This window comes from Acidimicrobiales bacterium, from assembly GCA_035547835.1.
GTDB lineage: Bacteria > Actinomycetota > Acidimicrobiia > Acidimicrobiales > Iamiaceae > DASZTW01.
Genome location: DASZTW010000005.1, coordinates 653,784 through 676,278, shown reverse-complemented (window position 1 = coordinate 676,278; position 22,495 = coordinate 653,784). Strand labels below are relative to the sequence as shown.

19 protein-coding genes are annotated in these 22,495 nt (G+C 69.3%); 16 read left to right on the top strand and 3 right to left on the bottom strand.

The window, feature by feature from the left end:
- Window positions 1-346 precede the first annotated feature (346 nt).
- From VHA73_05415 to VHA73_05375, 9 genes are all read left to right on the top strand, one after another.
- The gene (locus tag VHA73_05415; GenBank protein ID HVX17453.1) at window positions 347-1,099 is read left to right on the top strand and encodes a hypothetical protein; all 753 of its coding nucleotides are present in this window, start codon (window positions 347-349) and stop codon (window positions 1,097-1,099) included.
- Window positions 1,096-2,409: an ATPase, T2SS/T4P/T4SS family gene (locus VHA73_05410; GenBank protein HVX17452.1), complete on the top strand. Its 1,314-nt coding sequence runs from the start codon at window positions 1,096-1,098 to the stop codon at window positions 2,407-2,409. The genes VHA73_05415 and VHA73_05410 overlap by 4 nt, the downstream gene beginning before the upstream one ends.
- A complete protein-coding gene (locus VHA73_05405; GenBank protein HVX17451.1) occupies window positions 2,406-3,251 on the top strand; it encodes a hypothetical protein in 846 nt (281 codons plus the stop codon). The genes VHA73_05410 and VHA73_05405 overlap by 4 nt, the downstream gene beginning before the upstream one ends.
- 218 nt (window positions 3,252-3,469) lie before the next feature.
- Window positions 3,470-4,126 (top strand): type II secretion system F family protein, encoded by a 657-nt coding sequence (locus VHA73_05400; GenBank protein ID HVX17450.1) that lies wholly within the window; start codon window positions 3,470-3,472, stop codon window positions 4,124-4,126.
- A 36-nt stretch (window positions 4,127-4,162) separates the two neighbouring features.
- Entirely contained in the window at window positions 4,163-4,384 is a 222-nt protein-coding gene (locus VHA73_05395; GenBank protein HVX17449.1) for a hypothetical protein, read from the top strand.
- Window positions 4,385-4,452: 68 nt separating this feature from the next.
- The gene (locus VHA73_05390) at window positions 4,453-4,806 is read left to right on the top strand and encodes a TadE/TadG family type IV pilus assembly protein (protein HVX17448.1); all 354 of its coding nucleotides are present in this window, start codon (window positions 4,453-4,455) and stop codon (window positions 4,804-4,806) included.
- Window positions 4,803-5,216, top strand: coding sequence for a TadE/TadG family type IV pilus assembly protein (locus tag VHA73_05385; protein ID HVX17447.1), 414 nt, complete (start codon window positions 4,803-4,805; stop codon window positions 5,214-5,216). The genes VHA73_05390 and VHA73_05385 overlap by 4 nt, the downstream gene beginning before the upstream one ends.
- Window positions 5,213-5,605 carry a pilus assembly protein TadG-related protein gene (locus VHA73_05380; GenBank protein ID HVX17446.1) on the top strand — a complete coding sequence of 131 codons (393 nt, stop codon included), beginning with the start codon at window positions 5,213-5,215 and terminating at the stop codon, window positions 5,603-5,605. The genes VHA73_05385 and VHA73_05380 overlap by 4 nt, the downstream gene beginning before the upstream one ends.
- A gap of 53 nt (window positions 5,606-5,658) precedes the next feature.
- Complete coding sequence (locus VHA73_05375) at window positions 5,659-8,943, top strand: LysM peptidoglycan-binding domain-containing protein (GenBank protein HVX17445.1); 3,285 nt, start codon at window positions 5,659-5,661, stop codon at window positions 8,941-8,943.
- Between the two features lie 154 nt (window positions 8,944-9,097).
- On the opposite strand, the gene VHA73_05370 is transcribed toward VHA73_05375, so the two are convergent.
- The gene (locus VHA73_05370; protein ID HVX17444.1) at window positions 9,098-9,739 is read right to left on the bottom strand and encodes an abortive infection family protein; all 642 of its coding nucleotides are present in this window, start codon (window positions 9,737-9,739) and stop codon (window positions 9,098-9,100) included.
- Window positions 9,740-9,919: 180 nt separating this feature from the next.
- Window positions 9,920-11,386: a helix-turn-helix domain-containing protein gene (locus tag VHA73_05365; GenBank protein ID HVX17443.1), complete on the bottom strand. Its 1,467-nt coding sequence runs from the start codon at window positions 11,384-11,386 to the stop codon at window positions 9,920-9,922.
- A gap of 285 nt (window positions 11,387-11,671) precedes the next feature.
- Between VHA73_05365 and VHA73_05360 the strand changes: the two genes are divergently transcribed.
- Window positions 11,672-12,814 (top strand): radical SAM protein, encoded by a 1,143-nt coding sequence (locus tag VHA73_05360; protein ID HVX17442.1) that lies wholly within the window; start codon window positions 11,672-11,674, stop codon window positions 12,812-12,814.
- A 569-nt stretch (window positions 12,815-13,383) separates the two neighbouring features.
- On the opposite strand, the gene VHA73_05355 is transcribed toward VHA73_05360, so the two are convergent.
- Window positions 13,384-14,490, bottom strand: coding sequence for an endonuclease/exonuclease/phosphatase family protein (locus tag VHA73_05355; GenBank protein HVX17441.1), 1,107 nt, complete (start codon window positions 14,488-14,490; stop codon window positions 13,384-13,386).
- 424 nt (window positions 14,491-14,914) lie between these two features.
- Between VHA73_05355 and VHA73_05350 the strand changes: the two genes are divergently transcribed.
- The 6 genes from VHA73_05350 (at window position 14,915) to VHA73_05325 (ending at window position 22,466) form a co-directional block, all read left to right on the top strand.
- Window positions 14,915-15,658, top strand: coding sequence for a hypothetical protein (locus VHA73_05350; GenBank protein HVX17440.1), 744 nt, complete (start codon window positions 14,915-14,917; stop codon window positions 15,656-15,658).
- 17 nt (window positions 15,659-15,675) lie between these two features.
- The gene (locus tag VHA73_05345) at window positions 15,676-15,990 is read left to right on the top strand and encodes a hypothetical protein (protein HVX17439.1); all 315 of its coding nucleotides are present in this window, start codon (window positions 15,676-15,678) and stop codon (window positions 15,988-15,990) included.
- Window positions 15,987-16,373: a TcpE family conjugal transfer membrane protein gene (locus tag VHA73_05340; GenBank protein HVX17438.1), complete on the top strand. Its 387-nt coding sequence runs from the start codon at window positions 15,987-15,989 to the stop codon at window positions 16,371-16,373. The genes VHA73_05345 and VHA73_05340 overlap by 4 nt, the downstream gene beginning before the upstream one ends.
- Window positions 16,373-18,934: an ATP-binding protein gene (locus VHA73_05335; protein HVX17437.1), complete on the top strand. Its 2,562-nt coding sequence runs from the start codon at window positions 16,373-16,375 to the stop codon at window positions 18,932-18,934. The genes VHA73_05340 and VHA73_05335 overlap by 1 nt, the downstream gene beginning before the upstream one ends.
- Window positions 18,935-19,005: 71 nt before the next feature.
- Window positions 19,006-20,883, top strand: a complete 1,878-nt coding sequence (locus VHA73_05330) for a hypothetical protein (GenBank protein HVX17436.1) — start codon at window positions 19,006-19,008, stop codon at window positions 20,881-20,883.
- Window positions 20,880-22,466, top strand: coding sequence for an NlpC/P60 family protein (locus VHA73_05325; protein HVX17435.1), 1,587 nt, complete (start codon window positions 20,880-20,882; stop codon window positions 22,464-22,466). Before VHA73_05330 ends, VHA73_05325 begins: the two co-directional genes overlap by 4 nt.
- The last annotated feature ends 29 nt before the right edge of the window (window positions 22,467-22,495 follow it).

The window sequence follows — 22,495 nt, the reverse complement described above, 5'->3', positions numbered from 1 at the left end:
TCGGGGCGACGACTCCGCTGCGCGGAGACCAAGCGGTGGTCGGTGCTGTGCTGGCCCCTGGCGCGGTTCCGGTGCCGGACCTGCGGCCGGGCCAACGCGTCGAGGTCGTCGCCGCGCCCTCAAGTGCCGCGGCGGATGGTTCGCCGGTTCAGTCCGCGTCGACTGGGTCGCCGGTGGTTGCAGTGGTGTGGTCGGTGAGCAACGCGACCGCGGCGCAGGGCGCGCCTGGGACTGCGGTGTCGTTGTTGGTTGATCGGTCCGCGGCGCCCCAAGTCGCGACCTTGGCGGGTTCGGGACAGATGCGTCTGGTGTTGTTGGCAGACGCACCACGAGGGGGTGCTGGGCCGTGAGCTTGTTGGCGTTCGCGTCGTGCAAGGGCGCCCCGGGCGTGTCGACCACCACGGTGGGCCTCGCCGCGGCGTGGCCTCGACCCGTGGTGCTGGTGGAGGCCGATCCTTCTGGCGGTTCGCTCGCCGCGCGGTTCTCGCTGCCGTATGAGCCCGGTGTCGTGTCGCTCGCGGCGACAGCGCGCCGCAGCCTGACGGTCGCCGACCTGGAGACGGGGGCACAGCCGCTCCTCGGCCACGCCACGGTCCTGCCCGCCCCGGCCGGGGGCGGAGCGGCGACCGCAGCGGTCACCGCGTTGGCGGAGCCGCTCAGCTCTGCATTGCAGACGACCCGAGAGGTCGACGTGTTGCTGGACTTCGGCCGACTGTCAGCAACTTCACCGACATGGCCGTTAGCGGAAGTCGCCGACCGTGTCGTGGTGTGCACGGGCGCGATGTTGGCGGAGATCCAACACCTGCCCGCAGCGGCAGCAACACTGACCGACCGCGGGGTCGGCACGGGGTTGGTGGTTGTCGGTGACGGGCCTTGGCCACTCGAGGAGGTCGCCGCGTTCGCCGGCATCGACTTGGTGGTCACCGGCCGCGTCGCGCACGACCCGGTCGCCGCGGGTTCGGTGGGCGTGGGCGGTGTGGGGGAGCGGGCGTTGCGGCGCAGCCGCTGGTGGCGATCCATCGCAGCACTCGCCAGGTCACTCGCCGATGACGCAACGGCTCCAGCGGCAGATCCCGAGTCATCGAGGGTCACGCAGTGACGACGCAACGCGACGCCGCGGGGTCGGTGGTGGGGGAGGTTCGGTCCGCGGTACTGGCGGCGTTGGAGGACCGCGACCGTGTGGGCGACGGCTTGCGCGGCGACCTGGAGCAGGCGTTCGCCAACGATGTGATCGCGAGCACTTTGGGGGACATCGCGCAACGCCGTGTCACCGCAGGCGATATGGGGTTGTCGGTGGAGGATGAGGATTGGGTGCGCGGCGAGGTGTTGGCGTCGCTGTATGGGCTGGGGCCGCTGGAGCGCCTGTTGGCTGATGAGCACATCGAGAACGTCGTCATGAACGGCTTCGACGACGTCCTCGTCTACCTGGCCGACGGCCAAGTCGAGCAGGTCGCACCCTTGTTTGGTTCCAACGACGAACTCGTCGGGTTCCTGGCCCGCACCGCCGCGCACGCGGGCCGCACCGAACGGCGTTTCGACCGCGGCGAACCGTTCCTTGATGTGCGGCTCCCTGACGGTTCGCGGCTGCACGCGGCCCGCGAGGTGTGTGAGCCGCCGGTCACGGTGACGATCCGCAAGCACCGTTTCTTGAAGGTGTCGCTCGCGGACCTGGTCGGCATGGGAACGATCGATACCGCGTTGCATGACGTCCTCGCCGCGGCGGTGGATGCCCGGTTGAACGTGTTGGTGTGCGGCGGCACCGACGCCGGCAAAACCACCTTCGTGCGCGCCCTCGCGGAGCATGTCGATCCGCGGGAGCGGATCGTGGTGATCGAAGACGACGCCGAACTGGACCTGTCGCGGCACCGGACCAACGTCGTTGGTTACGAGGCCCGCCGCCCAAACACCGAAGGCGCCGGCAGCGTCGCGATGGCCGAGCTGGTACGCCAGGCCCGCCGGGCCCGCCCGGACCGGATCGTGGTCGGCGAGGTACGGGGCGGCGAGGCGTTCGAGATGCTCGATTCGATGTCGTTGGGCAACGACGGCTCGATGTGCACGTTGCACGCGAACTCGACCGCCGCGGCGTTCTCCAAAACCATCGAGTTCGTGCAGCGCGCCAACCCGAACTTCTCTGACACCCTCGCCGCCCGCATGATCGCCAACGCCCTCGACCTGGTCGTCCACATCCACAAACCCGACCGGCTCGCCACCGCAAGGGTGGTGTCGTCGGTGCGGGAGATCACCGGCTGCGAAGGACCCCGCGTCGACTCCAACGAGGTGTTCGTCACCGGACCGGACGGCCGGGCCCAGCCCGGCTACCCGTTCACCCAACCAACTATGGACCGTCTCATCGACGCCGGCCTGGACCCCGACGTGCTGGCTCGGGCAGAGGGCTGGTGGGACCAATGACCGTGATCGTCGGGGCCGGGTTCGGGGCGCTCGCTGCCGCCGGCGTCTTGCTGGTGGCTGCCGGCCTCACCGGCGTCGTGCCTAGACCGCTCAGCGGTTTGGACACGCTGGATCGTCTCGGTCGCCGGGTCGAACGCTTCGGGTTGCGTGCCGGGCTCGCGCTCGGCGGCGGGCTTGTCGGAGCGGTGGCGACAGGGTGGCCCGTCGCTGTGGTGTTGCTTGCCGCGACGGGATTCACGGCGCCGTCGCTCGTGGGCCTGCGTGGGCGTCGCGAGCACGAACTGGTCCGAGCCGAAGCCGTCGCCGCGTGGGCCGAGATGCTGCGCGACACAATCGCCGGTGGCGCAGGACTCCAAACCGCCATCGTCGCGTCCGCCCGCGCCGCACCAGCGGCGATCGCACCCGAAGTCGAACGGCTCGCCGGCCGCGCCCAGCGCTACGAACTCACCGACGCCATCAACGGATTCGCCGCCGAGGTCGCCGAGCCGACCGCCGATGTGGTGGTGGCGTCGCTGCTGTTGGCGCTACGCGCCCAGGCCCGGGACCTCGACAAGGTCCTCGCCGCTGCAGCGACCTCAGCGCGGGCAACCGTGGCGATGCAACGCCGCATCGAGGCCGGCCGGGCCCGCACCTACACATCGATTCGGCTCATCGTCGCGGTCACGGTCGGCTACGCCATCGCGCTCGTCGTGTTCGACCCCGCCTACCTGGCCCCCTTCGGCAGCGCCGGCGGCCAGGTCGTGTTGGCCGGCATCGGCGTCTTGTTCGCTGCCGGGCTCGCCAGCATCGGCCGTCTCGCCACGCCACTGGTGCGGCCGCGACTCTTCGAGTCCGAACCATGACCACCGCCGCGTTGCTTGGGGGCCTTGCCGGTGCCGGGGTGTGGCTCATCGCCATCGGCCTCCGACCACGCCCGCGGCCGATCGCCGTGGTACTCGCCGAACTCAACCGCCCCGCCACGGAGCGCATCGCCCACCGTGGGTCGGCCGACGGATGGACACGGACCGCGCTGCGCGTCGCGGGCGTTGTCGGGACCGACACCCCCGGTCTGTGGCGCGACTTGGCGTTGCTGGGCCGCTCCCGCGGCCGCCACGCCAGCGACAAGCTCGCCTCCGCCGCCGCGGCGTTCGCCGCCGTCGCGCTCCTCGCGGGCCTCGCCTTCGTGGGCGGCGCGACGCCGCCCCCAACCTTGATCGTCGCGGTAGCGGTCGGCGCGGGGGCAGCTGGCTACCTAGTCCCGGATGTGCTGGTTCGTCGCGACGCCCGTCGGCGCCGTGACGAGTTCCGTCACGCGCTCGCCGCCTACCTCGACCTCGTCGCCGCCGCCATGGCCGGCGGCGCGCACGCCAACCAGGCCCTGCACAGCGTCGCCGAGCTCAGCGACACCGATACCTTCCTCGCCTTGCGGCGCTGCTTGGAAGCGGCCCGGCGAGCGAACACGTCGCCGTGGGCGGCGCTTGCCGCGTTCGGCACCGAACGCGCCCTCACCGACCTCGAAGAACTCACCGCATCGCTCGCGCTGGTCGAACACGACGGCGCCCTGGTCCGCGAATCCCTTGGGGCGAAGGCCCGTTCGATGCGCGACCGCGAACTCGCCGATGCCCAAACCCAAGCCGAAACCGCGTCGGAACGCATGTCCATCCCCACCGTCTTGCTGATGGCCGGGTTCGTCGCGCTTGTCGGCTATCCGGCTCTCAGCCGAGTCCTCACCCTCTAACCGGAGCCGCCCCACCCGAGTCGAAAGGCCCACGTCATGACCCCACTGCTAGCAACCCAAGTCCGCATCGCAGTCGCCGCCCACATGGTCGCGGCGCGGCTCGCCGACCGGCTCGACGAAGTCGCCGGCGGCGACCGCGGCGAGGTCTCCTCCACCACGATCCTCGTCGGGGTGTTCTGCGCCATGGCCATCGCGGTCGGCGCCATCCTCTACAACAAGTTCACCGCCAAGGCCAACAGCATCCCCACCGGGCCATGACCCACCACGCGCTCCGGAGACTCGTGCACCGCATCCGGGTCGCGGCACGCAGTGATCGGGGGACATCGGTGCTAACCACCACCATCGTCGCCGCGGTGCTGATGGTCGCGGTCGCGCTGCTCGTGCAGTTCGCGCTGGTGTTCCACGCCCGCCAAGTCGCCACCGCCGCCGCCCAAGACGGCCTACGCGCCGGCCAACAACACGGCGCCACCCCCAACGCCGCCGCAACCGCGGCCCGCCGGCTCGCCGCCGGCGACACCACCCTCGACGCCGACCCGCCCGAGGTCACCGTCACCGGTCGGCAAATGCAGGTGGTGGTCACCGGCACCGCGCCGTCGCTCGTGCCCGGCATCCACAAATCCCGCGTGCGGGGCGTCGCCGCCGGCCCCATCGAAGCCTTCCGGGCACCGAGCCAACGATGAAACACAGCGACCGCGGTGACGCCACCGTCGAAATGGTGCTGCTCACCCCGCTGCTGATCCTGGTGTTGACGTTCGTCGTGCTCGCCGGACGAATCTCCAGCACCGACGCCGACGTCGCGTCTGCCGCGGCAGACGCGGCCCGCGCCGCGTCCCAACGCCAAACCCCCGCCGCCGGTGCTGCAGATGCGCGGACTGCCGCGGTGTCGACGTTGGCGGACAAACACGTGTCATGTCACGGCGGGCCCGCCGTCACGGTCGACACCGCCCGATTCGGCCACGGCGGCGACGTCACCGTCACCCTCGCCTGCACCGTGTCACTCGCCGACCTCGCCGTCGCCGGCATCCCCGGATCGCGCACCGTCCGCGCCTCGGCGTCCGTTCCGATCGACACCCGGCGCAGCGGGCCATGACCCGGCCGAATCGCGCCGAGCGGGGCCAAATCACCGGGTTCGTCGCTATCACGATCGTCGGGCTCCTCATGGCCGCCGGCCTCGCGTTCGACGGCGGCCGCATCCTCGCTGGACGCCGCGACGCCAACGACATCGCCCGCGCCGCGGCCCGCGCCGGAGCACAAACCCGCAACCCCCGCACCAACACCCTCGAACCCACCGCGGCTGCAGCCCAAGCCAACACCTACCTCACCCAACACGGCTACACCGGCACCGTCGCCGTGCAGCGGGACACCATCACCGTGACCGTGCGGCGCCGCGTCGACATGGCCATCTTGCCGATCGCAGCCCGAACTGTCACCGGCCGAGCAACCGCGACCGCGGTCGAACAATCCCAGGCCGGACCATGAACCGCGCGCGGACCCTCGCCAAGGCCGCCTGCGCGGCAGCTGTCATCGCAGCGGTGACCGTCGCCCTCCCGTTCTTCCTCGTCCTGGCAGTCGGCTGGCCGCTCCCGCACGCCGTGCCTTCCGCGACCACCGTCATGCGGGCCGTTCACAGTGGCGATGTCGACCAGCGGGTCTGGCTTCAAGTCATGGCAGCGGTCCTGTGGGTCGCGTGGGCCGCGTTCACCACATCGGTGCTGCTCGAGACGATCGCAACCCTGCGAGGCCGCGCCACACGGCCGGTCTCGGGTCTCGGCTGGGCGCAAGGCATCGCGGCCGAACTCGTCACCGGAATCGTCGTGGTCGCCACCCTCACGGCGACACGCACCCCGCCCGTCCAAGCCCTCCCACCAACATCGCGGGCGGTCCGGACCGCCACGCCAACCGCCTCCAGCCAGTTCGTTGAAGGCGATCGCCGTCCTCCGGCGCTGGTCAGATCACCAGGGCCGGCGAAGCAGTGGAACGTCGCCCGGCTAGACACCCTCTGGGGCATCGCGCACGCAGCCCTGGGCGACGGCCGACGCGCCGCCGAAATCGTCGCCGCCAACCGGTACCGCACCCAACCCGACGGTCAACACCTCACCTCGATCACCCAACCCCTGCGCCCCGGCTGGACCCTCGACCTTCCCGCCGACGCCACCATCACCACTCAAACCCCGCCATCCAGCGACGTGCCCGGCGCAAGCACGTGGACCGTCCAGCCGGCCGACAACTTCTGGACCATCGCGCAACGCACCCTCGCCACACACCTTGGCCGAGCACCCACCAAACCCGAAATCGACAGCTACTGGCGCCAACTCATCGACGCCAACACGAGCCGCCTCGTGCACCCCGGCGACCCGAGCCTCATCTATCCCGGCCAACCCCTCACCCTCCCGTTCCTCGCCGACCAGCCCGCGGCGACCCCGCAGGCAACAACCCCGAACGGCCAGTCCGCCGCCACGCCCCGGCCGCCGGCATCCGGCGACGGGGCACCCGCCCCGACTCCGCTGCCGCAAACCAAAGGTGGTCCCCGCACCGCCCCGCGACCGCCCGCCCCAACCGGCCCCGCCGAGCCCGGGCCCGCGATGCCCGTGACCCCGGCCGCGCCGCCAAACACCCAGCGTCCGGCGACGAGCGACCCGACGCCCCCCACCGCCACGGCGCCGACCCCTCCCAGCGCGACCCCACCGCACAGCGGCTCACCCATCCCGAGGCCCAAACCCCCACCCACGCGCTCCCAAGACGGCGCGAGCCGAAATGCCGGCGACACCCCCGCGCGAGCCCAGTCGCCGACACGCGAGGCCCCGACAACAAACGTGTCGAACAACGGCGCGGCCACCGCGCCACTGCCGCCGCCCGACCCGCCGCGTCCCGACCCAGCTCCGGCGACGGAGCCACCCCCTGAGACCACCCCAGCTGATGCGCGCCGGCACGACACCCCCGAACGCCCGTTGCGGCTGCCCGCCGAGCTGCTGGGCGCCGGCCTCGCCACCGCCGGCGTCGTGCGAGCGCTGCGCGGCGCGCGGCGCGCCCAGCAACGCCGCCGACAAACCGGCCACCTCATCGCAATGCCGGACCCCGCTGGCCGGGCCGCCGAGTCAGCGCTACGCGCCGGCACCGACCTCCAACAGGACGACCTGGTTGCCGCCGCGCTCGCAGCACTCAGCAACGCCGAACCAGTCATCGAAGCCCCCGCACTCCTCCGCGTCACCCCGACCGAGATCACCGCGACGTTCGGCGTTGCCCCGACCTTTCCGCCGCCGCCACCGTGGCAGGCGTGCGGTGAGGGCTGGGCCGTGGACACCGACGCGGCACTCGCCGGCGCCTCGGCCGGTGGCGTCTGCCCGTTGATGGCGCCCGCAATCCTCGGGACCAACGACGACACGCAACTCGCCGTCGACCTCCTCGCTGCGCCCGTCGTCACCATCGACGGTGACCCACACGCCGCGGCAGGTCTCGCAACCGCGATCGCGTGGAACACCGCCACCACCTGTTGGGCCGGCCCCATCGACGTGGTCACCTGCGGCCTCGGACCCTCCGCACCCAACACACCCGGCGCCCAAAGCGCCACCACCGACGAAGCCCTCGACCTGGCGATGCAACGAGCCGAGCAAGCAGCCGCGGATCTCGCCACCACCGGCCAGCGAACCCCGAACGCCGCCCAACACAGCGGCACCGGCGGCTTCTGGACCCCCCTCGTGGTCATCACCACCGAACATCTCAGCCACGCCAACGTCGAACAGGTACGACACCTCGCGAAACGTCAGAACAGCTGCGTAGCGGTCGTCGCCGTCACCCCACCGATCGACGACGGTTGGAGCGTCGTCATCGATGACGCCCAACACGCTTGCCTCAACCCGTTCGGGCTGACCTTCAACCCGACCTGCTTCGGGCCCCCGACAGGCGCCGCCCTACACGGCCTCATCGACACGGCCACCAACACTCCGTCCACGCCCGCGACCCCAGTGATCTACGCGGCCGTGGCAGCACCTCTAGACGAGCCGCGCTGGCTCTACCAAGCCCGGGTGCTCGGCGATGTCGATGTCATCGCCCGCCACGGCCAACCCGTCCGATTCCCACGGGCCCGTGCCGAAGAACTCGTCGTCTATCTCGCGACCAACAACCACCACGTAACCCTGCGCGACCTCGACGGTGACCTGTGGCCCGACGCCGACACCCTCAAGAACCGCAACAACGCCCTCAGCGAAGCACGACGCACGCTCGGCAACCACACCGACGGAACACCCATCCTGCGGCCCGTCGCCGGCAACCGAGTTGAGCTCTCCGGCGCCGTTGACACTGACTGGGCCCACTTCCAACGACTTGCCACCTGGGGCACCCGTCACGACGACGACGCCGGCATCGACGCCCTCAGCCGGGCACTCGAACTCGTTCGCGACGTCCCATTCGCCACCAGTCGCGGACGCCTCAACTGGGTTGCCGTGCACGAACAACAAATGATCTCGGCTATCGCCGACACCGCCGAGACACTTGCTGGCCGGCTGCTCGACCGAGGCCGTCCTGCCGAGGCCGAGCACGCCGCGCGCGCCGGATTACTCGCGGCACACGGCGACGAACGCCTCTATCGGGTCCTGATCAGGGCAGCCGACCAGGCGGGCCAGCCCGCCAAGGTCCGCGCCGCGATCGATCAGCTCCATCACGTGATCGAGGCCGAGGTCGAACCGTATGGCATGCTCAGCCAGGAATCCCGCGAGCTGATAGCCAGGATCCGACGGAGCCCTGCGAGCGTCGTGGCCGTTGACACCCCTGCCGCTCTCGGTGCCCGCGAGGAGGGTATCGGTTCGCGGCCATTTCGGTGAGAGCCGAGCCCGCCAGCCTGTGAGCCCTCCACGAGGGTCGCGCAGATCTACCGCGTGGGGGCCGGACTGGCGTGGGCGTTCGCCGTCGTGGCGGACTGCGCCGATCGCCCGACGGCTCGGGACAGTCGGGGCATCGCACCTGTCTTGTCCGTGGTCATGCCCTGCCCTGTGCCGAACGCCACGGCGCTGCCGGATCTTCAAGCGTGTTGAGCAGCAGCCGCGCGACGGTCAGGCCCGCGTCAACAGCGAGTTGGGCGTGTCGGAGGCTGAGTTCGCGCTGTTCAACGCGGCCGTGACCGGTGCCGTGGGTATTCCGTAGCTCGTCAATTCCGAGGACGATCTGCAGAGCCCCGCCCAGGATCTTCCGCACTGGTTCCTCGAGTGGCTTTCCGGCAGAGGCATTCCTCCTCGGGTGGATGTGCAGCGCCTCGAAGGCCGCCGTTAGGAGTGCTGGGAAGTTCTGGGGCGCTGGGTTTCCAGTGGTTTCGAGCACCACCTTCGCGATGGTCTCGAGCAGGTCTTTTGTCGATCCGAGTACCTGGGCGGCGTCGTCGTCTCGGTGGGCCCGCTGGATCCGGTCGACATGGCCGCGGAGCGCTGGAAGGTCGGGTAGGCGATCAAGGTCGGGCCGGTGGTTGCTCGACAATGTGAAGTCGTCGCTCAGGTTGAACCCATAAGCGGCGAGCGCTTGCCGGAGCCGTTCCAGCGCGTCGGGTTGACATGCCGGCAGTTCCTGATCGCGCAGCAACTCGACGAGTTGGTTGCACAGAGTGAACAGCTCGGCCTCGCTGACCACCTTTGACCGCTTGGCTTACGCGATCGCGCTTGGACCCGCCGTCGGGGTCGACGCCCACAATGTCAAACGTGTCGTTGATCTCGCCGTGCGTTGGCCCGGCGCCGCCTTGCCAGTAGTCGGCGAGCGCCTTCGCGAGGCGGGCTCGTCGTTGGTCGATCGAACGTGCCACGTCAGGACCTGCTAGTCACCAAGGACGGTCGCGTCCAACAGCAGGCGATCGACTTCAGGCTCCACCGGCGTCGCCAGCTGGCGCGCCAACGCGTCGCGGACGACGTGTCGGCCCGGCGGGTCCGCCGCCGAGAGATTGTTGGCCGAGCCCCAACGATCCTTTGGCTCCCCGAGCTCGTCCAGCTCGAACGCGGCGACGAGTCCGAGTAGGCCGGCGTTGACGTTCGCCTTGCGGGCGACTGTGACGACTGCCCCCTTGAACCTCAGGTAGCTGCCCTGCGACTCCTGCTCGACCTCACGCACGAGCGAGGAGGAATCGCCGAGTAGGAGCTCGAGAGCGAACTGGTTCGCGGCGTCCTCCTGAGCGTCCTCGCTACCTGGTGAGCTGGCAGGGCTGAGTGCGTCGACATCAACTACATCGCCGTCGTGGACGTGGCCCAGAGCGATGTGGCCGAGTTCATGCGCCAGGTCGAAGAGCCAGTAGGCGAGGTGGTCCCTCGATTCCTTGAGGACGACGGCGTGGGTTTCGTCGGTGGAGAGGACTGCAGCACAGAACCCGCGCTTGCCGTGGAGTGGAATCACTGGGATCCCTCGCTTCCAGGTCCATTCGACCAGCGATGCCAACGTCACTTGGCCTGAAGCGTCGAGGGCGGTGGCGCGAGTCTCAGCGGCATCGGGAACGGGTGTTGGCGTCGCCAGATCGACGTGGTGTTGGACGATCTGTGCGCTGGTGGCTGCCAGCGCCAACAGCGGCGACTGCTTCGGATTCGAAGAGGTGATCGTCTTGAACTGCACGGCGACTGGTAGGCGTGTCGGTGTCAGCTCGCCGGCTGTCAGTGCGTCCGTCGTCCAACCGAAGCCGCGGTTCAGCAGTTGCGGAAACTGCAAGCGGGATCCGGCGCGTGCCAGGCGGTCGATGAGCTCACGCCCGACACCGGCATCTGCGGCGCGTTTGCGCATGACCTTCTGTGAGACCTCCGGCGTGCCACTGCCCGAGATGTCGCTCAGGTTCGCCCCCATCGCCCGAAGGAGGGCCTGCACGGTCGAGATTCTGAGATCAAAGGTTCCGCTCTCGATCTTTGACAATTGTGGTGACGTCATCCCTGCGAGTGCCGCGACGTCTCGCTGGCTCAGGCCACGGTCTTCGCGCAATGCCTTGAGCCGGTGGGCGATGCGCCGCGCCTCATTGGCGTCCTCCTCACGCATATGGCGCGCAAACGCCGGGTCGGTCGCAACGCGCAGCTGCACCCAGCTGACATCACGTACTTCGGTACCGGCGAGGATCCGCACGCTGGCGTTGTCGGGGCCCGGTTGCAGGTCGAGTTCGAAGGAGCCTTTGATGCCCAACAGGGACGGCGCGATGCGGATCAGGTCGCCGTTCCCGAAGGTGACCTCGAGGTCTTCCCCAACTTTGCTCGCATCGGACACGTCGCCGTACCCCGGCGCGGTCCAACCTGACTGGACATCCTGATTAGTCACCGTTCAACTCCTCCCATGCCGCAAGCAGTGCGCCCTGTCGGACCTCCAGCTCTCGGACGAGATCGGCGTCGACCGGCTGCGCCACGTTGAACGACTCAAGAGTGAGCAGGAAGACAGACGCGACGTGTTGCCCACGACGCCTGACGTGTGCGTGCGGCAGGTGATGGGGCGAGCCTCGCTCGTCGTACACAAACACGCCAAAGTTGCGGAAAGTGAGAACCCTTGCCATACATGATTTAGCATGTATGCTAATCCGGACACGATCTGTTGACAAGGCAGCAGCCGATGACCGCACGACCCATTGCTCTCGACCGTCGGATGGCCCGGTCGCCACGACCTGGCCGCAGGATCACCGCTGCCGGCCTGGCAGATGCGTGCTACTTCAGGTCGGGGCCGGTCGAGGGCCGGCGCAAGGCGCTGCTGAAGATCACCGACCGGTGCGACTTGCACTGCGCCCACTGCTTTGTGTCCGCGACTGCGCAAGGGTCAGACATGGGCTTGGAGTTGCTCGCCGCGGCGATTCCTCGGTTGGTGGCATCTCGCGTTGCGAACGTGACACTTACCGGTGGGGAGCCGCTCGTGCATCCGGACCTGGCTGAGATCTTGCAGAGACTCGCCGAATCTGGCCTCGAGATCACCGTATGCACGAACGCAGTTGGCCTATCCGACGAAGTGTTGCACCAGGCCCAGGAGCTGGGCTGCGTCGCCTTCAACGTCAGCCTCGACGGCATCACGACGGACAGCCACGGCAAGTTCCGGGGTAGCCGGCAGTCGTTCGACAGCACGCTGGAGAACTGCCGACGTCTGGGACGCGCCGGCCTCCTCAAGGGGGTTCTCAGCACGCCCAATTCCTTGGCTGTGGAGGATGAGTACCGGGCTGTCTATGACCTCGCCGATGAGCTCGGCGCGGAGTACATGCTGCTGAATCCGCTATCGAGCTTCGGGCGTGGGATCCGGACCCGTGGACGCCTCAAGGCAGATGAGCAAACCATGGCCGGGATCCGGACGCGGATCGAGAAGGATGTCACTGACGGGTCCCCCGAGCCGGTGTTCATCAGGTTCCCGAACGACTCTCAGCCGCTCAGCAGCTGTATCGCGGGCGACATCATGTATGTCTTCGTGAACGGCGACGTGACTGTCTGTCCCTACCTCGTCTTCGCCACCGAGAACCCCGGTGCGAAGCATGGCAGAGACGAATTCATCGTTGGCAACCTCTTTGAGGACACCGACATCGCCGCCAAGCTCGATGGGTACAAGTTCCACGAGCGATACAGGGTCGGCGTCAATCCGTCGTGCGCTGGCTGCTCCGCGAGCTCGAGCTGCGGCAAAGGCTGCCCCGCGGCCGTCATCGCCGGCGGCGGCACCATTGGCGACGTCGACGTAGAGGTGTGTCCGACGCCGGAGGCAGTCAGTGTTCGTTGCTGTTGACGGCCCGAACGGCGTCGGCAAGTCGTCGGCCATCGCTGCCCTGCGGCCGCTGCTCGAAGCCCGGGGCCTGGCATGTCGCTGGGTGCGGCAGCCGAGCGACACGCAACTCGGGGAGTTCATCCGCGTCGGTGAGCAGCGGTACCGCGGCCTAACACTTGCTGCACTTGTCGTGGCCGATCGAGTGCTGCAGGTCGACAGCGTGATCCGGCCCGCCCTGGCTGGAGGGGAACTGGTCGTGACGGACCGACACATCGGTTCAACGCTTGCCCTGCAGCGGATCGACGGGGTTCCCCTGGATGTGTTGTGGGAACTGAACGCTGGTGTGCTTGTACCCGATCTATCGGTGTTCCTGCAGGCCCCCGCTGCTGTGCTTGACGCACGCCTGAATCGGCGTGGGCGCACGTCCCGGTTCGAGCACACCGAGGGTGGTTCCTACCAAGAGGCCCGCTTCTTCCAGGAGGCAGCCGAGCTAATGGAGCGCAACGGAGCTCGGGTCTTGCGCTTGTCGACTGTCGAAGGCGAAGCGGAGTCAGTCGCCGTTCGCATAGATCAGGCGATTGAGGCTTTACCTAGCTCGCCCGTCGTACCCGCGCTTCAGGGTCAGCTAGTGGCGGTCGCACCGTCAGCATCACGGCTGCGTGGTCGGTGATGCCGCGCTCCCGCGGCTCCTGCAGGTACTCGCAGCCTTCAACGGCCCCCGAGAGGCCCTGCGACACGAACGCGTAGTCGTACCGGTAGCCGCTGCCGGTCCGACCGACCCAGCTGTGCACCTGGACACCAGGGTTCAGATCCGCGTAGACGTCAGCGAAACCCGCCGCAGCGATCTCCTCCAGTGCGTCGTATTCCCACGCCTTGAAGGCCGGGTAGCGCGGTACGTGAGAGCGTCCGATGACGTTCAGGTCGCCCATGAACACCACTCCGGGCCCATCGGCGAACCGCCGTAGGGCCCGGGCCATCTGATCAAGGAAGGTGCGCTTCCGCTCGATCTTGGCAACGGACGCGTCACGCGACGGAACATAGGCAGCCACCAGCAGCAAAGATCGGTCGTCCGCCAACTCGTCGATCACCAGACGATGGGGCAAGTCCACATCGACGGTCACCGGCTTTGAGGCAGGGCCGATCCTTCTCGCGACCGCGACTCCCCGTTCGCCGCTCGAGGCCGGCAACGGGCCGTTGACCGAGTAGCCCTCGTCGCGGCACCAGTCGAGGAGCCAACGCGTCCCATCGTTGTCTCGGGTCTCGGTGAGCACGAGGACGTCAGCGTTGGCCTCGCCGAGGAAGCGAGCAAGTTGCCCCGCCCGAACGGCCGACGGCCCGGAGATGTTCAAGGTCAGGAGACGAATGAGGCGGTCTGCCCCCATGTCCGTCATCTCGCGGGCAGAGATCATATGATGATTATATGAAATGCGGCGGTTCCGATGCGCGATGGTGAGCCGATCACTCGGAGCACCCGCGTCGAACGTTGCCCGCCCGTCCAGACCAACGTGATGTGGCCCGTGCCTGTCGACCAGCGGCTCAATGAGCTGCTCGACCGCCTGGCCGACGCTGGTCGAGGCGAGACGACCCGTAGCCGCCTTCTGGCGGCGCTTGTCGCGGGCGCCCCGACAGATCCAGCGGATCTCCGTGAGACCCTCGATGCATACGGGCGGCTCACCGCCGGCCAAGTCGTCCTGCAACCGACCGGAATGATTGAGATGCCGACGCGGCGCCCGGGTCGACGTCCCCGATAGTCGGTCTCGCACTCGCGGCTCGGGTTCACGGGTTGGGCGTGACCTCGCCCGCTGGACATCCACGCGGGTCAACTCGCGAGCCGAGATCTTGAGCAGCGGGCACACGTGATTCGTGTGATGGAGCGAGTCCTGTCCGGCGCTGACACGCGGCTGTTGATGGTGCATGCCACCTCGATCGCGCCGTCAGAGGCCGGAGTCTCAGCCGGAGGGTGAGCCGGGCGAGGGCCGCCGGTCCGGTCGGGCTTGCCCCGTCGTGCTGCCGGTGGCGCGTTGCATGTTGTGGGCGCTCGTTGGGGTCGGGTTTCTGGGTGGCGTGGTCGCGTTCGTCCGGCCGGCGAGGTCGGCAGCCCGCGTGACGGGTGCGTCCGCGATGAATGGGCTGCCTGTGGGTGCTGGCGGGTTCGCAGAGTTGTTTGTTGCCTCGTATCTGCAGGCCGGCGCGGGCGCGGAAACGACCCTTGCGCCGTTCGTCGGCGGCACGATCGATGTGGCGGCGATGACACCTGGGTCCCTTTACGTGCCTCGGACAGCCGTCGTCGCTGCCGAGCCTGCAGGCCCCGGGTATTGGCGGGTCACCGTCGCGGCGGACGTGTTGGAGGACGTCTCGGGGTCCTACGTCGCGGCGGGTGTCCGCTACTTCGAGGTCGGCGTGACGAGTGGGCCGTCCGGTCTCGCGGTGGCCGCGCCCCCCGCTGAGGTCCCGGCCCCGCCGCACAGCCCGGCTCCGGCGTTGGCCGCCCCCGCTCTGCAGCCACCGATGGCCACCGACCCGATCGACGGTGTGCTCTCGGAGTTCTTCAGCGGTCTGCTCTGTGGTGGGGACGTGTCAAGGCTGGCGTCGCCTGGCGCCCCGATCGTCGCGGTCGCCCCGCCGGCGTTCGACAAGGCGGTCCTCACGGGGGTGGCGGTGTGGGGATCGGGTTCGGCGCGTCTGGCGGCAGCGGCTGTGCAGGGGTCGACGAAGGCCGGTTCGGTGGTGGTGTTGCGGTACGAGGTCGGGTTGGCGCTGCGGGCGGGCCGTTGGGAGGTCTCGTCACTGACTGGGGCCCCGACCCTCGCCAGCCGTCAGGGCGACGCGGGCGGGGCGTCGTCGGCTGCGGGTGCGGGTTCGTAGCTATCGGGAGGTGGCTCATGTTTGGTGTGTTGGCTGGCGGGTTCACGGATTTGATCAACGGGAAGATCAACCAGTGGCAGGGCTTGGCTCGGGGCGGGATCACGTTGTTGTCGATGGTCGTGGTCGGCGTCGTGTTCGTCACGAAACGGGCGTTGATGCCGGTGCTGGGGGCGGTGTTGTTGTCGGCGATCGTGTTGTGGGCGGTGTGGAACACCGACTGGTTGCGGAACAAGACCACTGAGGAGTTCAACCAGGGTCTCCGCACCCCGATCGTCCAGGTCGCTCCGCGCACGATCGGGCTGGTGCCGTTGCGGTTCGGCGTCGAGCGATGACCGCTGAGCGGGTGGAGTGCGTGACGTTCACGCACGCTCGTCGTCACCCGATGGTGTTGGGCAAGATCGGTGGCTGGACGATGCCGTGGCAGTTGTCGGTCGCGCAGCTTGTCGTCCTCGGCGTCGCGTACGCGGTGGTGTTTGTGGCGCGGCCGTTGTGGGCGCACCTGGGACCCGTGAATGTGTTGGTGTTGGTGGCGGGGCCGTGGGTGCCGGCGTGGCTGGTCCGCAATGGCCGGGTCGAGGGCCGCGACGCCCTGCGGTGGCTGGCCGGGCTCGGCGACTACCTCGCGGCACCCAAGCACGGTGAGTGTCTCGGCCGCCGCGTCCGCTGCCCCCGGCCTCGCAGCGGCGGGGGTTGGGTGCGGGTAGGTGGCCGCTGATGCGCCCCGCCGCGTCAGCGATTGTCGACCATTTGGTGTGGACGACATCGGGCTCGGTTTGGGCGTACTACACGGTCGACCCGCTGCCCTGGGCCCACCGCTCAGACGACGAACGCCTGTCGGTCCGCCACACGATCCGGTCGCTCCTGCTCGGCCTGCCCGAGCGCGCCGTGTTGTGGGGGCTGCACGAACAATTGGACCCCGCAGAGGTCGTTGGGTCGATGGTCGATGGCGTCGACCTGGACACCCACCCCGGGTGGGCGGCGGCGTGCGGCGAGACCCTCGATGGTCTGGCGGGCTGCCGGTTGCTGCGCCGCCTCTACCTGGTCGGCTTCCGACTGCCGGACACGAACCGCTCCCGCCTTGCCGCCGCGGTAGGTGCGGCGTCGGGGTCGGTTGAGGGTGCGTTCGGCCTGCCGCCGCGCCGACCATCGCGCCGCGATGTCGAGATCCGTAGACGCCAGGCCGCGGCGGTGGTGGCGCGGCTCGGCAACCTTGAGCTGACCCCGGCGTCGACCGGCCGGTTGCGGTGGCTGCATGCTCGGGCGTGTCGCCGCGGTCTCGCGGAGCCGGTGTTCGACCCGACCTGGGAACCCACCGCCACCGGTGAGGCGAGCGGCGGGTCGTTGGTCCGCCTGTTGGACGCCGACTTCGTCGAAGGCGGCCTCGCCGACGACGTGGATCGGCCGCGGCGGGCTCGGTATGTGCGGGTGGAGTCCGAGTTCGGGGTGTCGTTCCAAACGTTCTTGTGTGTCGCGGCGATGCCCGCGGAGTTCTCGTTCCCTGGGGGCGCGGGGGAGTGGTGGCGCGAGCTGGAGGAGGTTCCGTGGCCGGTCGAGTGGTGCCTTCGGCTGCGGTCGGTCGACAACCAACAAGCGCAACGCAAGGTGCGGCGCCAGCACCGCCAACTCATCGCGCAGGTCAACGAGTATGACGGCGAAGTCACCGGCGCCCCTGAATCGTTGGCGAAGGCGATCGACGGGATCCGCGCCGAGGGCGCTGATCTGGACGCGAACCGGGCTGAGCGCGAGGGCCAAGGCACGGTGGTGTTCGCGCTCGGCGCCGACAACCTCGCCGAGTTGGAGGACCGCGCCGGGGCGCTCACGGCGATGTTCGAGCCGCTCGACTACGGCCTGGGCCGCCCCACCGGCGGCCAATCCGACCTGTTCACCGCGTTCTTGCCCGGCGCTGGGTCCCCGCGGGTGTGCCGTGACTACACGCAGTTCATGTTGTCGGGGTCATGGGCCGCCGGCGCCCCGTTCACGGCGAACCCCGTCGGGGACCCGACCGGCATGCTGCTTGGCGCGTCCGTTGATGCCGGGATCGAGACGCCGGTGCTGTTCGACCCGGCGTTTGGTCCGGCGATTGGGCGGTCGGCGTCGATCGGGGTTTGCGGCGGTCTTGGCGGCGGCAAGTCCTACCTGGCGAAACGGATCTTGTGGGCGACGGTCGCGCGTGGCGGCCAAGCCGTCACCGTCGACCGAACGCAGCGCGGCGAATACGTCGCGCTCGGCGCCGTCATCCCGGGCCGCACGCAAGTCGTGGAGCTCGGTGCGACCAGCGACGTGTGTTTGGACCCGATGCGGATCTTTGCCACACCCGCGGAGCGCGAAGCGGTCACCCTCGGGTTTCTGACCTTGTTGACCGGGTACGGCACCCAGACGGTCAAGGGTGACATCCTCGCCGAGGTCGCAGCCACCGTCGCCGCCCGACCAGACAGTCACCTCGCCGACGTCATCGCGGAGCTCGATGGGTTGGTGCGCCGCGGCGACGAGCCCGAGGCCCGCGAGATCGCCCGCCGGGTCCGCTCCCAAGCGACACGGCCGGGCGTGCAGGTGGCGTTCGGTGACGGCGACCGGCTCTGGCTGGACGCCGATTTCATCGTGTTCCACGCGGCGGGGCTGGTGTTGCCGGACCGGGACCACATGGTGCAACCGCAGTTGCGGGATCAGTTGCCGCCGGAGCAGATCGTGAACCTGGCGTTGTTGTATCTGGTCGCGGCGGTGCAACGGCACGTCTGTTTCGCGGATCCGAGCCGGTTCGCTGTCGCGAACTTCGATGAGGCCCACTACTTGACCGCTTCGCCGCAAGGGGAGCAGCTGCTCACCGAGCTGGTTCGCGACGGCCGCAAACATAACGCTGCTGCGTCCATCCAGTCGCAAGCGCCTCAAGACTTTCCGCAACGCCTGACTGAGCTTCTCGGGCCGCGGTTCGCGTTCCGGCAATTCGGCGCGGCCGCGGAGATGGCGCAACGGTTCATGGGTCTCGAACCCGCCGCCGAGCTCACCGACAAGCTCAGCGACGAGACCGCAATGGTGTCCGGGCGGTGCTTGTTCCGTGACGTCCGCGGCCGTCTCGCCATGATCCAAGTCGCCACGGACCCCCTCGCTGAGGTTCACGCCGCGCTCGAGACCAACCCCGCCCGACCCGCCGGTACGGCGCCCCGCGGACACCATGCGGTCGACGCGCCGGCGGCGCCGATCGTGTTCGGCCACGAACCGCATCTGCGGCAGCGCACCAAAGGCGACGCGGTGGCCGTTGGTGATCGCGCCGGGCCGTGACGCGGCACGGACACCGCCCCCACAGGTGGGCGGCCTGGCGGAAGGTTGCGCGTCGAGCCACGAAGACGCTGGTGGTCGCCTGGATTGGGCTGCATGTTCTGGCGTTCGCGGCGATCCCGGTCGCCGCTGCGGTTGGTCCGAGCCGACCGGTGACCGTCCCGTCGACGGCCGAGCAGGTCGCGCCGCCGCCACCTCCCCAGCAGGGCAGCGGGAGTAGCGATCTGGGGCTGGTCCCTGACGCTGGGTATGGGCCCTATCCGGCGGCGAACTATGAGGTGACGTTCAAACACGGCCACTCGTGGGACTTCGCCCGGAACCTCATGGGTGGCCTCATCGTGCTCGTCTGGTCGATCGACAAGACCCTGGTGTGCGCGGGGCTGTGGCTGATCGGCTTCGCGTTCAACAACGGCATCATCACGGCGCTGCGAGACCCATTCCTACACGTCGGGCAAACCCTCGGCACCAACATCGTCGGACCGCTCCGCCTCGCGTCGGTCGCCTGGTTCGTGTTGGTTGTCGTGTGTGGGTGGCATGCATTGCGGGGTCGGTTCACCGTCGCGGTCGGGGAGCTTGCGGTGTCGGTGATCGCGGCCGGCTTGTTCGGGGTGATCGCCGCCAACCCTGCCGGTTACCTCCAAGGCTCCCTCGACACCGCCGGCAACCTGTCCGGCGCGGTGCTGTCCAGCGCCGACACCAACCAACACGCCCCACCCGCCAACACGGCGGGTGGGGTGGCGGTGGCGGTGCACCCAGCGCAACAAGCGATGTTCAAAGCGTTCATCGACGAGCCCTACCAAGTCATCCAATGGGGCCACGTCCTCACCGTCCCCGCGTGCGCTGAGGTAAACCGCAAGGCCCTCGCCAGAGAGAACCTGAATGATCCTGCCGCCGCGGTGTTCGGGATCGACACTGAAGCCAACGCCGATTGGGCGAGAGGCCAAATGGCCGCCGCGGGCTGCAAACCCGAAGCCGCGTGGGCCAACAACCCCTCCGCGGAACGGCTCGGCGCCGCGTTGATCTCGATGTTCGTCGCCGCGGTCGTGCTGGTCCTGCTCGGCGCCGTCGCGCTCACCGTCATCGTCGCCGTTGTCACGCTCGCCGGTGTGTTCGGCGCAGCCGTGCTGGTGGCGCCGTTCGCGGTGCTGCCTGGCGCTGGCCGCGCCGTGTTGTGGCGGTGGATCGCGGCGGTGGTGCGGGTTCTGCTCGCGGTGATCGGTATGGCGTTCCTGCTCGTCGTGCTGTGCGCCGCCACCACCGGACTACTCGCATCCACCCAATCGGAAGCCCCGATCGTGCGGTTCGTACTCGTCGCCGCCGCCGTGGTCTTCGCGTTCCTGCTCCGCAAACGGATCGTGCACGCTGGCGCCAACGCGGCGCAACGCCTCGCCGAGCACCTCTCCACCCGCCGCCCCGGCACCAACCCAGCCAGCCCCGCCCGATGGGTCGCACCCGCAGCCGCCGGGGTTACCGGGCTCGCCGTGGGCCGCGAACTCGCCGCCGCGCACCGCAACGCCCAAGGCGCAATGAACCGACACCGTGCCGCGCAGAACCGACACCGCGCCGCAGTCCAGGCCCGCCACCGCACCCCGGTCGGGACCACAGCAAGAGGCCGCGAAACCCAAAGCGCGCTCAGCAACGCCCGGATCCGGGCCGAAGCGACCGCGCCAGGTCGGCTCATCGCCGGTGTCGGCCGCCACGCCGCCACCGCAGCCACAACGGCGGGCCGGATCGGCGCGTTCGGTTACAAGGCCACCCTCGGCCTCCCCGTGCATGGACCCCGCGCCTACCACTCCGCCAAAGCCGCAGGCTCGGCCCGCTACCAGGAACTCTCCGGTCAACTCCGCGCCCATCGAGCCGAATACGCCGCCAACCTCCGCCGCCTCGGTGACGCCCGCGTCTTCCACCTCCGCTCCGAACACCCAGACCCCCACGACCACGACCGGCCATGACCCCAAAGGCCGCGGCCGGCCCCGCAGCGCGGGCCGCGGCCGCGGCGCTCGCCGGTCCGTTGGACCGATGGGCGCAGATCGTGCGCCGCACCATGTATGCGGGGTGCGGGTGCTTCGTCGCCCTGGTCGCTTGCGCCGCGGCGATGCTCGGCGTATCGGGCGGCCAACCACAACCCGACTCCGGAGCGAACACCGCGGACATTCCATCTGCCGTGCTCGCCGCGTACACGAACGCGGCCGATGACACCGACATCCCCTGGCCGATCCTGGCTGGCATCGGCGCCACCCAAACCAACCACGGCCGCACCGCGCCAGGCGAGACCATCCAACGCGAGCAGCCCGACCCGACCCGACCAGCCACCACGACCACCGGAGGGGCGGTCCAGACGCGGTTGTCGCCAGAGCTGGTGCCGCCGATCACCACACCCGGCTACGGCCTCTACCTCATCGACGGCCCCACCATCGTCGCCAACCCGCAGCACCTCGACGCAGCATCCCACGCGATCGCCGAGCGGCTCGCCCAGCTCGTCGAAGCCGGCGCCCGGGCCGCGAACCTCGACGACGACACCATCGTCGGCGTCTTCAACACCGACACCACCAACATTCCGCCGCGGGTGTGGCGGGTGTGGGTCGAGGCCATCAACAACCTGCCTCTCACCCCCGCACCCGACGCAGCCGGAGCGGGGAGTCTCGGCGAGGCTGCTATGAGCCGCGCTGCCCGCTACGCCGGCTACACCCCACCCGAAACCCTCGCCGGTCCGGTTGGGGACGTCGGCGCGACGGTCCCGTACGCCACCGCGTTCAACACCGCGGGCGCCACGACCGGTATCGACCCGCGGATGCTCGCCGCGGTCGCGCAGGTCGAATCCGGCTTCGACCTCGCCGTCGTCTCCTGCGAGGTCACCTCGCCAACCGGCGCCGAGGGCGTCATGCAACTCGAACCCGGCACCGCCGCGTCTCTGCATGTCGACCCATGCGACCCGGCCGCGGCGATCGCGGCCGCCGCGCAACAGCTGCGCGGCCTGCATGACAGATTCGGGACCTGGCCGATCGCGTGGGCCGCGTACAACGCCGGCGAAGGAGCCGTTCTCCGCTACGGCGGCATCCCGCCCTACCCCGAAACCCGCAGCTACGTGCAACGCGTCCAGGCCGCGTGGGACCAACTCCGCGCCCAATACCCAACCCCAACCGTCACCCCTGACGCGTCCGCCGCGGGCTGCGCACCCACCGGCGACACGCCCGGGGATGCGGCGATCCGGGCCGCGTGCACACAGCTCGGTGTCGCCTATATGTGGGGCGGCGAAACCGCCGGCCAAGCAATGGACTGCTCCGGGCTCACCCAATGGGCATGGCGCCAAGCCGGCATCGCGATCGCGCGCGTCACCTGGGACCAAATGCGCGACGGCACCCCAATTCCGAACCTCGAGGCCGCCCAGCCGGGTGACCTGTTGTTCTTCGAAGGCGGCGCGCACGTCGCCCTGTACCTCGGCAACAGCCAAATGATCCACGCCCCCCACACCGGCGACGTCGTCCGGATCGGTCCTGTGTACGCGCCGCCGTTCGTCATCCGCCGCCCCGCCTGACCCGGAATGGCTCTTCAGGCGCCGGGTCG